Annotated in this window: 12 protein-coding genes; 5 read left to right on the top strand and 7 right to left on the bottom strand. The window is 72.4% G+C overall.

The features are described 5' to 3' along the window. Positions 1-116: 116 nt before the first annotated feature. Positions 117-1151, top strand: a complete 1035-nt coding sequence (locus GUY60_RS26410; protein ID WP_376771324.1) for a CopD family protein — start codon at positions 117-119, stop codon at positions 1149-1151. Positions 1152-1161: 10 nt separating this feature from the next. Here the strand turns inward: GUY60_RS26410 and GUY60_RS26415 are convergent, their stop codons facing one another. From GUY60_RS26415 to GUY60_RS26445, 7 genes are all read right to left on the bottom strand, one after another. Then, entirely contained in the window at positions 1162-1863 is a 702-nt protein-coding gene (locus GUY60_RS26415; protein ID WP_161702146.1) for a lysoplasmalogenase, read from the bottom strand. Further along, positions 1860-2741 (bottom strand): sterol desaturase family protein, encoded by an 882-nt coding sequence (locus GUY60_RS26420; protein WP_161702148.1) that lies wholly within the window; start codon positions 2739-2741, stop codon positions 1860-1862. Before GUY60_RS26420 ends, GUY60_RS26415 begins: the two co-directional genes overlap by 4 nt. Positions 2742-2892: 151 nt before the next feature. Next, complete coding sequence (locus GUY60_RS26425) at positions 2893-3564, bottom strand: VIT1/CCC1 transporter family protein (RefSeq protein WP_161702167.1); 672 nt, start codon at positions 3562-3564, stop codon at positions 2893-2895. 104 nt (positions 3565-3668) lie between these two features. Beyond that, a complete protein-coding gene (locus GUY60_RS26430) occupies positions 3669-4913 on the bottom strand; it encodes an amidohydrolase family protein (protein WP_161702150.1) in 1245 nt (414 codons plus the stop codon). Further along, entirely contained in the window at positions 4913-6193 is a 1281-nt protein-coding gene (locus GUY60_RS26435) for an amidohydrolase family protein (protein ID WP_161702152.1), read from the bottom strand. Before GUY60_RS26435 ends, GUY60_RS26430 begins: the two co-directional genes overlap by 1 nt. 15 nt (positions 6194-6208) lie before the next feature. Then, positions 6209-7093, bottom strand: coding sequence for an SDR family NAD(P)-dependent oxidoreductase (locus GUY60_RS26440; RefSeq protein ID WP_161702154.1), 885 nt, complete (start codon positions 7091-7093; stop codon positions 6209-6211). Beyond that, positions 7093-7890, bottom strand: coding sequence for an acetoacetate decarboxylase family protein (locus tag GUY60_RS26445; protein WP_161702156.1), 798 nt, complete (start codon positions 7888-7890; stop codon positions 7093-7095). The genes GUY60_RS26440 and GUY60_RS26445 overlap by 1 nt, the downstream gene beginning before the upstream one ends. Before the next feature lie 129 nt (positions 7891-8019). Here GUY60_RS26445 and GUY60_RS26450 point away from each other — a divergent pair, with 129 nt between their 5' ends. The 4 genes from GUY60_RS26450 to GUY60_RS26465 all read left to right on the top strand — a co-directional run. Continuing rightward, entirely contained in the window at positions 8020-8691 is a 672-nt protein-coding gene (locus GUY60_RS26450; RefSeq protein WP_161702158.1) for a TetR/AcrR family transcriptional regulator, read from the top strand. Positions 8692-8840: 149 nt separating this feature from the next. Then, positions 8841-9818: a DEDDh family exonuclease gene (locus GUY60_RS26455; RefSeq protein ID WP_161702160.1), complete on the top strand. Its 978-nt coding sequence runs from the start codon at positions 8841-8843 to the stop codon at positions 9816-9818. A gap of 119 nt (positions 9819-9937) precedes the next feature. Beyond that, on the top strand, positions 9938-10171 hold the full coding sequence (locus GUY60_RS26460) for a metallothionein (protein ID WP_161702162.1): 234 nt from the start codon (positions 9938-9940) through the stop codon (positions 10169-10171). A gap of 117 nt (positions 10172-10288) precedes the next feature. After that, positions 10289-11058 (top strand): SURF1 family cytochrome oxidase biogenesis protein (locus GUY60_RS26465; RefSeq protein ID WP_161702163.1); only part of this gene is annotated, 770 nt, incomplete at its 3' end.

Raw genomic sequence — 11058 nt, forward strand, 5'->3', positions numbered from 1 at the left:
TTCTTCCCCTACCCGCCCCTTCCCGAAGTCCTGCCGGACGGGCCTCCTCAAACGCCGGAGGGGCTGAAACACTCACCCAATTTGCCCGGCCCTGACGTTCCGGTGAGGATCAGGCCGTGAGCACGTCCAGACCATCCGTCGCCGCGCGGGACGAGGTGCCCGAGACGCCGGGCGTCGAGGCCGCGGCCGGCACGCGGCGGGCGCTCGCCGTGCTGGTGCTGGTTCTGGCCGCCGCCCTCGTCCCGCTGCTCGGCCCCTCGCTCGCGCTCGACGGCACCGGTGAGGCCCGGCCGCCCGGCGTCGGAGTGGTCACGCTCCTGCGGATCTCGATGTTCGCCGCGCTGTGCGTGCTCGTCGGTGAGTCGGCGGCGGCCTGGCTGTCGCGGCGGGTGCCGGACGCGCCCGCCGGCACTCCGAGGAGCTGGGCGCTCGTCGCGGCGTTCGTCGGCGCCGCCTCCGCCGTGGGGCTCGCGCTCATCGTCGCCAACGGCAACCTCGTGCCGGGCTCGCTCGACGAGCTGCACCCCGGGCGGCTGTACGACACGGCCGACGGACGGCTCGCGCTTGTCGAGGTCAACGCCTTCGCGGTCGCCGGGTTCTGCGCCCAGTCACGCCGTCCCGGCACCGCCACGCTGCCCCTTGCCGCGGCGATCGTCGCGGAGGCGCTGCGCGCCCACCCCGACCTAGGCCGGGAGGACGACCCGCTGCTCGGCAGCGCGCTGACGCTTGTGCACCTGACGTGTGCGGCGCTGTGGGCGGGCGGGCTGCTCCAGGTGCTCCGTACGATGCGGGCCTGGCGCACCCGGCCCACGGCGGGCGCCGCGCTGCTCGGGCTCTACGCGCGCGTGGCGGCCGTGCTGTTCGCCGGGGTCACCGTCACCGGGATCTGCTCGGCGCTGCGCAGACTGCCCCTCGAATCGGTGCTCAGCACGGGGTACGGCCGGGTCCTGATCGCCAAGCTGCTGCTCGTCGCCGTCATCGCCGCGCTCGCCGTGGCCGCCCGCGTCCGGCTGCGCCGCTCCCCCGACCCGTACGCGGCGATCGTGCCCGCCCGGGTCGAGGTGCTCGTACTCGCGGTGGTCGTCGCGGTGTCGGCGCTCCTGACGGCCGTCCCCGCGCCGATCTGGTGGGACCGGCCGCTGTGGGGCTGACGCTCGCCGCTCAGGCGCTCGTACGGGCCGCCTCAGGTACCGCTGTCGGTACGGGGCGGGCGGTGAGCGCTCCTCTGGTGAGGAGGAACTGCGCCACCGCGTAGGTCAGCATGATCCAGAAGTCCGGCCGCGGGAGCTGCGGCCACTCGGCGACACCGGTGGCGATCAGGGTGTCGGAGAGCAGGAACAGCGCACCGCCCACGCCCGCCGCGAGCCCCAGCCGTACGGACCGGAACGCCATGGCCGTGAGCAGCAGGCTGTATCCGGCGACAGGGATCCGCAGGTCGGCGGGGAGGTCGGGCCAGAGCAGCGCGACCGTACCGGCCAGCGCGACGGCGTAGCCGATGCCGAGCGGGACGGTGTGCGCGCGGGCCGTCCCGTACCGCGCGAAGAGTGTCAGGTAGCAGACGTGACCGAAGGCGAACGAGGCCATACCGCCGAGGAAGGCGAGCTCGGCGTCGAAGAGGAGCAGGGTGTCGCCGCCCCAGCCGAAGATCAGCGCGGCGAGCAGCAGACCGGGAACACCGGCCCGGCGCCCGGCGGCGGAGCCGTCGCCGCCCGCCCGCCAGGCGAGCACCGCGTACCCCGCGAGCAGCGGCATGAGCAGCGGCTTGAACACCAGGTGGCCGGGGGTGAAGCCGGCGAGCAGGGAGCCCAGGTCGCCGGCCAGGGCGAGTCCGAACGCGGCGAGCAGCAGCCGCGGGGGCGTCACGCGGCGCCCTCGGTGGCCGGCTCCTGCAGCTGCGCCTCGGGGCGCGGCGCGGGCGACCAGCCCGGCCCGCGGAACACCCGCCCGGCGCGCTCGCGCCAACTCCCCGCCGCCTTCAGGTCCTTGGCGATGGAGACGTACTCGTGGGTGGCGACCTTGACCGGGTTGTACGTGCCGATGTTCTTGGTCAGACCGAAGACGGGGCGGTCTGTCTCGGGCACGAAGGAGCCGAAGAGGCGGTCCCAGACGATCAGGATGCCGCCGAAGTTGCGGTCCAGGTAGCTGCCCTGGGAGGCGTGGTGCACGCGGTGGTGCGAGGGGGTGTTGAGCACGAACTCGAAGGGGCGCGGGAGCTTGTCGATGCGCTCGGTGTGGATCCAGAACTGGTAGACGAGGCTCACGCCCGAGCAGAAGGCGAGCGCCGCCGGGTGCACGCCGAGGGCGATCATCGGCAGGTAGAACGGCCACACGGTCAGCGTCGTCCAGGGCTGGCGCAGCGCGGTCGAGAGGTTGAACTTGCGGCTGGAGTGGTGCACCACGTGGCAGGCCCACAGGATGCGGATGACGTGGTGTCCGCGGTGCGACCAGTAGTAGAAGAAGTCCTGGGCGAGCAGCATCAGGAGGACCGTCCACCAGAGCACGGGCACCCGCAGCGGGGTGAGCTCGTACAGGGCGGTGTAGACGGCGACGATCGGGATCTTCCACAGGAAGTCGAAGACGAGACTGCCCACGCCCATGCCGATGCTGGTGGCGGCGTCCTTGGTCTCGTACCCGGCGGCGTCCTCGTCGGGGTGGAGGCGGTAGCTGACGATCTCGACGATCGTGAGCAGCACGAACGCCGGTACGGACCACAGCACGACATCGGGCAGGTTCGGGGACATGTGTGCACCGTAAGGGCCCGTGGCGGCTTCTACTAGAGGTAGTTACCGACAAGTATTACTTCTGGTAAGCCCTTCCAAGCTGTCGGTCTTCTACACCCACCGCCTGCCTCGGGACCGCCTTCCGTAGGCCCGGCTTCCGCACAGTCGCCCGCTAAACCCCTGCCGCGCCGAGGAGCGAACCCGCCGCGTACGTGACCGCCATCGCCAGCGCTCCCCCGACGACGTTGCGGGCCACGGACGGGCCGGCCGGGGACGGGCCGAGGCGGGCGCTCGCCCAGCCGGTGAGGACGAGGGCCGCGAGGACCGAGGCCACCGTGACGTAGAGGCGGGCGGCGGCGGGTGGCAGCACGATGGCGAGCAGCGGAAGCAGCGCGCCGACGGTGAAGGCGAGGAACGAGGCACCGGCCGCGTGCCACGGGTCGGTCAGGCTGTCCGGGTCGATACCCAGCTCCACGCGCGCGTGGGCACGGAGCGCGTCCTTCTCGGTGAGCTGTTCGGCGGCCTCCCGCGCCACCTCCGTACTGAGCCCGCGGGCCTCCAGGAGCCCGGTCAGCTCGGTGAGTTCGGCCGCGGGCTGCTCCCGCAGTTCGCGCCGCTCCTGGGCGAGCGCCGTCTGCTCGGACGCGCGCTGGGTGGAGACCGAGACGTACTCGCCCGCGGCCATGGACATCGAGCCCGCGAGCAGCCCGGCCAGGCCAGCCGTGAGCAGCGTGGAGCGTTCGCCGGTCGCGCCCGCCACACCCACGACGAGTCCGGCGGTGGACACGATGCCGTCGTTGGCGCCGAGCACGGCGGCCCGCAGCCAGTTGAGGCGGGTGCCCATGCCCTGGCTGTGGGCCTCGTCGTGGTCGGGCTTGTCGTGGTCGGGCTTGTCGTGGTCGGGCGCGGGCGCGTCAGTCACCCCGGCAACATCTCATGGCTTCCGGCTCACCACACCCGTACCGACCCCCCGGGTGCGAAGGCCGGGGAGGTGGCGTCGGCGGGCGGCCGACCGAGGGGTTCGGCCAGCTCCGCGACGGTCGGGCCGACCTTCGCCGCGAGGGCGTTCAGGCGGTCCAGGTCGAAGCCGTAGACACGGGCCGCGTTCCCGCCGACCATCGCCGCGATCTCGTCCGGCGGCAGGCCCGCGTAGGCCACCCGCAGGCCCTCGCGGGTGTACGGGTAGGTGCCCTCGTCGTGCGGGTAGTCGCTGCCCCACATGATCTTGTCGAGGCCGATCCGCTCGCGCAGCGGCACCTCGTGCGGGCGCATGAAACTGGCCCCGACGTAGCAGTTCTCGGCCCACACCTCGGAGGGGCCCTTGCCCATCGAATCGGCAAGGCCCACCCCGAACTTGGCCTCCGCGGTGCCCGCCCCCGTGCCCGCCCTGGTGGCCGCCGACACGAGCCTGCCGTGGTAGTAGTCCAGCATGTCGAGCACGCCCGGGATCCACCCCGAGCCCTGCTCGGTCAGGACGAGCCGCAGCTCCGGGTGGCGGCGGAACGCGCCGCCGAAGATCAGGTGCCACAGCGCGCGGTGCGAGAACCAGGTCGTCTCCACCATGAACACGGCCCGCGCCGCCGGTTCCTCGCCCAGCGGCGGCGAGGCCGAACCCGCGTGGTGGTTGACCGGTACGCCGAGTTCCGCGCAGGTCGCCCAGATCGGGTCGTACGCCGCCGAGTACAGCTCGGGCAGGCCGGAACCGGGTGGGGTGCCGGGCAGCAGCAGTCCTCCGGTGAGGCCCGCGGCGTGCGACCGGCGGATCTCGCGCACCGCCTCGTCCACGTCGTTCAGGAGGATCTGGAAGACGCCCGCCCGGCGCCCCGGCGCGGCCGCGCAGAAGTCGGCCAGCCAGCGGTTGTGGGCGCGCAGCCCCGCCCAGCGCTGCTCGAACTCCGCGCAGGTGGGCGCCGGGGCCATCAGGGACGCGGACGGGAAGAACGGCGGGATGGTGTTGGGGAACACCACCTCCGCGACGATCCCGTCCGCCTCCAGTTCGGCGATGCGGCGCTCGGAGTTCCAGTTCTTGTCGGCGGTGTCGGCGAGCAGGTCCTCGTACGGATTGACGTAGCCGGCCGCCCAGGCGTCGAAGGCCTCGTGGTGCGCGGAGTCCAAGTACGGCTTGTAGTCGAGGAGATCGGCGCCCGCGTGGCAGTCGGCGGAGATGACGGTGTAGCGGTCGTCGGGCCGCATCAGCTCACCCCCAGGGTCGGGAAGTCGTGGTCGGTGAGCCAGTGCCGGCCCACCTCGCGGGAGCGCGCCCAGGATGCCTCGACGGCGCTCTGGTCGGCGTCCTGGCCCAGGTCGGCGGGGGTCGGGCCGATACGCCGCGCTATAGGGGCGAGTTTCGCGGTGTCGAAGCCGAACACCTCGGCGGCGGCGAGCCCGAGCATCCGGCGGGTCTCGGCCACCGGGATGTCGTGGAACGTCTTCCGCAGCCACGCGCGCGTGTCGGGCCAAGTCCCTTCAGGGTGCGGGAAGTCGGAGCCCCAGAGGATGTTGTCGACGCCGATCTCGTACCGCTGGGCGAGTTCGCGGCGCTTGGTGTTGGTGGCGCAGATGAACACCTGCCGGTCCAGGTACTCGTGCGGGGGCCGCTTCAGCTCGGCGAACGGCGAGAGCTTCTTGCCGCCGTGCGCGCCCAGGTAGAGCCGGTCCATGAACCAGAGCAGGTTCGGCAGCCACCAGCAACCGGACTCCGCCACCCCGAACTTGAGGCCCGGGTGGCGCTCGAACACCCCGGACCAGAGCAGGAACCACAGGGGCCTCGCGGGCCACCAGGTGACCTCGCTGACGTAGATGCCGAGGTGGTCGCCGTACTCGTGCCGGGGCGCCGCTCCGGAGTGCGTGACAAGGGGCATGCCGGTCTCCGCGGCGGCCGCCCACACGGGGTCGTAACGCCGGTCGTGGTAGGGCGCCTTGTCGACCCACATCGACGGGATCATCAGGGCGCCGAGCCCGGACTCCTTGGCCCGGTGGATCTCCGCGACCACCCGGTCCACCTCGCCGGTGACGGGCAACAGGGCGACGCCACAGTGCCGTTCGGGATGGGCGGAGACGAACTCGGCGAGCCAGCGGTTGTGCGCCTGCGCGCCCGCCATGCCGAGTTCGGGGTCCTGGTCGCCGGAGAGGCCGAGGCCCACCCCGAAGGGCGCGGCGGTCTGGCTGTCGACGGCGTCCGCGTCGGGGAAGACCACCTCGGCGGCCACCCCGTCACCATCGAGTTCCTTGATGCGCTGCGCGGGGTCCCAACCGCCCTTCAGGCCCTCCTCGTTGTCGCTGAACCACTTGTCCGCGAAGGCCTCGTTGCGCACCCCGAGCCGGGTCATCTCCTCGCGGCGGCGGTCGCGCCCGGCGAGGAACTCGTCGAAGTCGCGGTGGAAGCGGGGGTCGAGATAGGGCCGGTACTCCTCGGTGGGAAGCCCGGCGTGGCAGTCGGAGGAGATGATCAGGTACGGGTCCTGTTCGGGCATCTCGGTCACAACTCCTCAGTCCAGAATGAATCGTTCGAGGTACGAGGGGTCGGCGCGGTCGAGCATCGACTGCGAGCGCGCGCGGATCTGCCCGTCGCTGTGCTCGCTCTCGGGCAGCAGCCAGAAGCGGCCCGCCCCGATGCCCTCCGCGACAAAGTCCGCGACCTCCTCGACGGGCGTGAAGCGAACCTCCTGCCCCGCCTCCTTCATCGCCGCCTCCCACTGGTCGAGGCTGCGGTACGGGCTCCGGCGCGGCCGCTCCTTCGCGTACCGCTCGGGCCTGTTGCGGTGCGACTCCCACAGGCCGGTGCGCAGCATGTGCGGTCCCGGGAAGAGCACGGACGCCCCCACGCGCGCGTGCTCCGCCCTCAGGTGCGCGTACAGCGACTCGGTCATCGTGACGACTGCGGCCTTGGTGACCGCGTACACGGAGGCGGTGGGCAGCGGGGCGATGCCGCCGTCGCCGGAGGAGGTGTTGACGACGTGGCCCGGCTCGCCGCCCGCGAGCATCCGGGGCAGGAACGCCTGCACGCCGTGGAAGACACCCCACACGTTGACGGCGAACGCCCACTTCCAGTCATTGGGTTCGTGCTCCCACATGCGGCCCTCGGCGCCCGATCCGACGCCGGCGTTGTTGCAGAGCACATGCACGGCGCCGTACGTGTCGTACGCCGCGTCCGCGAGTTCCGTGACCGAGTCGCGCTCGGAAACGTCCACCACGCGCGCGTGCACCTCGGCGCCGTCGGCTCGCAGGTCGGCGGCGGCCCGGTCGAGGGCGGACCGCTCGACATCCGCGAGGACGACCTTCAGGCCGTCGGCGGCGAACCTGCGGGCCATCGCGAGACCGATACCGCTCGCGGCGCCCGTGACGACGGCCACCTGTCCGGGACGCAGCTCCATCAGGCACTTCCTTCGGGCGGGCCGTCGAGGATCTGCTGCGGGTCGTCGTACCGCTGGTGGATGTACGGCAACAGGGCCTCGGCGCTGACGCGTTCGACGACGCGGCCCCGCTGGTCGGTGGTCTTCTCGCCGATGGTCAGCTCCACAAGGGAACGCACCGGAAGGTCCGCCACCGGGTCGTACATCGACTCGCGGAGCACCACGTCACCGGTGACCCGTTCCAGCTTGCGGACCTTCTCGTTCCGCTCGCAGTGCACCAGGACCGCGTCACCCTCCAGACCCGAACCGTCCACGGCGGGCAGGAACTTGAAGTAGAAGTCGACCTTCCGGGTGGGTTCGGGCAGCGGCAGCGCCTCCCCGACCGCGCCGCGCACCTCGACGAACGCGATGCCGTGCCGGGCGAGCGCGGCCCGCACCACGAGTCCGTCGCGCTCGACGGTGACCTCGCCCAGCTTCTTCGGTTCACCGAAGACCTCACGGCCGCCGATCAGGGCGCGCTCATGGGTCATCGGCATGACCAGCGGGTACCAGCCGGTGACCCCGTCGTGCTCCGCGGCGACCGCGACGGAGCCCGCGCCGAGCGGATAGCCCGGCAGGTCGACCTTGCTGATGTTGGCCCGCACCAGGGGCCGGCCGGTGGGTTTCAGCGGCGGTGGGAGCACCGCGGCGACCGCGTCCGGGTCGCTCTCCCACACGGCGACGACGCCCGTGGACCAGATGTCGGGGAGCTTCGCACTCGCGCCGCGCGCCGCCCGGATCTCCGCCTCGGAGCGTGCGCCGTACCGTATCCGTGCCATGTCGTACCGCCCTTCACAGGTCGTGCTCGACGTGCCTTGCAGGGGGTCTGTCACGCGGTTCTGTAACACAGTTACACCGTGACCGATGAAGGGTAAAGAGCCGTGCACGCAACGGAGTTGGGGGATTCCATGACCGGCAGTTCCGGTTCCGTACGGCCGTCGCTCACCCGTGAGCAGGTGCTCGCCACGGCCGCGGCCCTGGTCAAGCAGCACGGGCCCGGCGCCCTGACGATGCGCAAGCTGGCCGCCGAACTCGGTACGGCGGTCACCTCGATCTACTGGCACGTCGGCAACCGCGAGTCGCTCCTCGAAGCCCTCGTCGAGCGCACCGTCGCCGAGCTCGGCGCCCTCACCCCGCGCGGCGCCACCCCGGCCCGGCGCGTGGTCTCGGTCGCCCGAGCCCTGCGCCGCCAGCTGCTCGACCACCCGCACCTGATCGCGATGGTGCACGAACGGGGCCTCACCGAGCGGATGTTCCAGCCCGCCGCCCAGGCCCTGGTGCGCGAGGTGCACGCGGCGGGCCTGCGCGGCGCCCCCGCGGCGCAGGCGGTACGGGCGGTGCTGTTCCAGGTGGTCGGCTTCGTCCTGGTCGAGCGCAACCGCGCCCGCGCGCCCGCGCAGCACCCCGGCGAACAGGAGCTGTGGGACGTGCCGGCGGCGGAGCACGACCCGGCGCTGGCCCGCGCCCTCGCCCGCGGGCCGCGCCCCGAGCAGCTGTTCACGGTCTCCGTACGCGCGCTTGCCGACGGCCTCCTGCCCACCGGCCCCGACCGACGCGAGGCCGGCCCGCCGCCCCGGTGACGGCCACCGCGAGGGCACCCCGCCGACCCGGCGACAGCCACCGCGAAGGCCGCTTCCCGGCATCTCCCGTACGCCTGAACGGAGTTGACGCGCGGGTCCGGGCGCGGCGGACCGAGTGTCCGGGCTGTCAGTGCCGGGCCGTATCCTCATTGACCATGCTCGAAGACCGTACGACCGCAGCGCCGTGGCCGGCCGCGTACCCGACGGGGTACGCGGTCGTCGACGTGGAGACCACCGGACTCGCCAGGGACGACCGGATAGTGTCGGCTGCCGTCTACCAGCTCGACGCGCACGGCGACGTCGAGGACCACTGGTACACGCTGGTCAACCCGGAGCGCGATCCGGGCCCGGTCTGGATCCACGGTCTGACCAGCGACGTCCTCGCGGGCGCCCCCCTCTTCCCGCAGATCGCCGAGGAGTTCTCCGCCCGCCTCGACGGCCGCGTCCTGGTCGCGCACAACGCCGTCTTCGACTGGTCGATGATCGCCAGGGAGTACGCCCGCGCGCGGCTCACCGCCCCGGTCCGGCAGCGGCTCTGCACCATCGCACTCTCCAAGGAACTGCGCCTTCCGCTGCCCAACCACAAGCTGGAGTCGCTCGCCGCGCACTTCGGTGTCGTACAGCAGCGCGCGCACCACGCCCTGGACGACGCGCGCGTGCTCGCCGAGGCGTTCCGGCCGAGCCTGCACGCCGCCGCGGGCGACGATGTGCGCCTCCCGCTCCTGGAGTGCCGCCCGCTGACCGAGTGGCAGGAGTCCCCGGCGACCCCGCAGATCGGCCGCCAGGGTTCGTACCGCCCCGGCGGCTGGCGCCCGTCCCGCAAGCGCCCGGCGTGCCCGTACCCCAACCCCGGGCGGTACGAGGCGGACAAACCGCTCAAGCAGGGCATGCGGGTGGCGTTCTCCGGTGACACCTCGGTCGAGCGTGAACTCCTGGAGGACCGCGCCGTGGAGGCCGGCCTGCACGTGGCGACCAGCGTGTCCCGGCTGACCAGCCTGCTCGTCACCAACGACCCGGACGCGGGCACCTCCAAGGTCGTCAAGGCGAAGTCGTACGGCACCCCGGTGCTCGACGAGGCGGCCTTCGGCCAGCTCCTGCGCGATGTCGCCCCGGCCACGGAGAAGTGACGACGCGTCCGCACGGGCCGTCAGACGGGTGAGCGCCCCCGCCACAACCGAGTGATTGTCGGCGCCGCACCCCGCATGCCGCGCACGCCGCGGCGGGCCCGCGTCCCACCCTGTGGCGCATGGCACGTTGCGAGGTCTGCGGAAACGATTACGGGATGTCCTTCGAGGTGCACGCGCAAGGCGCCGTGCACGTCTTCGACTGCTTCTCCTGCGCCATCCACCGCATGGCGCCCATCTGCGAGCACTGCCGGTGCCGCATCATCGGCCAGGGCGTCGAGGTCGAGGGCCATTGGTACTGCGGCGCCCACTGCGCCCGCGCGGAGGGGAGGGTGGGCATCGTCGACAAAGTGTGAGCAGCGGGGATCCACGATGTGAGCGGGGATCCCCGGCGTGAGCGGCGGATCCGTTCACCGGCCCCCGGCGGGACCCCACCCGCCGGGGGCCGTCGTGTGCGGGGTACCGTCGACGTCGTGTACCGCTTCCTGTTGTCCCGGCAGTGGGTCCTGCTCACCCTGCTGGCCCTCGTTCTCATCCCCGCGATGATCGAGCTGGGTTTCTGGCAGATGCACCGGCACGAGCACCGGGTCGCGCAGAACACCCTGATCGCCGACAACCTGAAGGCCGAACCGGCCCCCGTCGAGGACCTCACGTCCCCCGGCCACACCGTGCCTCGCGCCGACTACTGGCGCCGGGTGAGCGCCACCGGCACCTTCGACACCGAGCACGAGGTCGCGGTGCGGCGCCGCACCAACGCCGACGACCAGGTCGGCTTCCACGTACTGACACCACTGGTGCTGCACGACGGCCGGGTGCTGCTCGTGAACCGCGGCTGGGTTCCGTCGGCCGCCGACCAGCAGACCTTCCCGAAGGTGCCCGCGCCGCCCGCCGGTGAGGTCACCGTCGTCGGCCGGCTGATGGCGGACGAGACCACCGACGGCAGCGGCATCAAGGACCTGAAGGGCCTGCCCCCGCGCCAGACCATGCTGATCGACAGCGCGCAGCAGGCCGAGGCGCTCGGCCGGAAGGTCCTCGGCGGATACGTCGAACTCACCTCGCCCGAACCGGCGAAGGACTCCCCCGAGCTGATCGGCGCCCCCGACCACGACTCCATCGGCCCGCACATGGCGTACGCGATCCAGTGGTGGCTGTTCGCCGCGGGCGTGCCCGTCGGCTGGTGGATCCTGGTCCGCCGCGAACGCCGCGAGCGGGACCAGGCCGCCGCCTCCGCCCCGGCCGAGGA

Source organism: Streptomyces boluensis (assembly GCF_009908195.1).
In the GTDB taxonomy this organism is placed as follows: Bacteria; Actinomycetota; Actinomycetes; order Streptomycetales; family Streptomycetaceae; genus Streptomyces; species Streptomyces boluensis.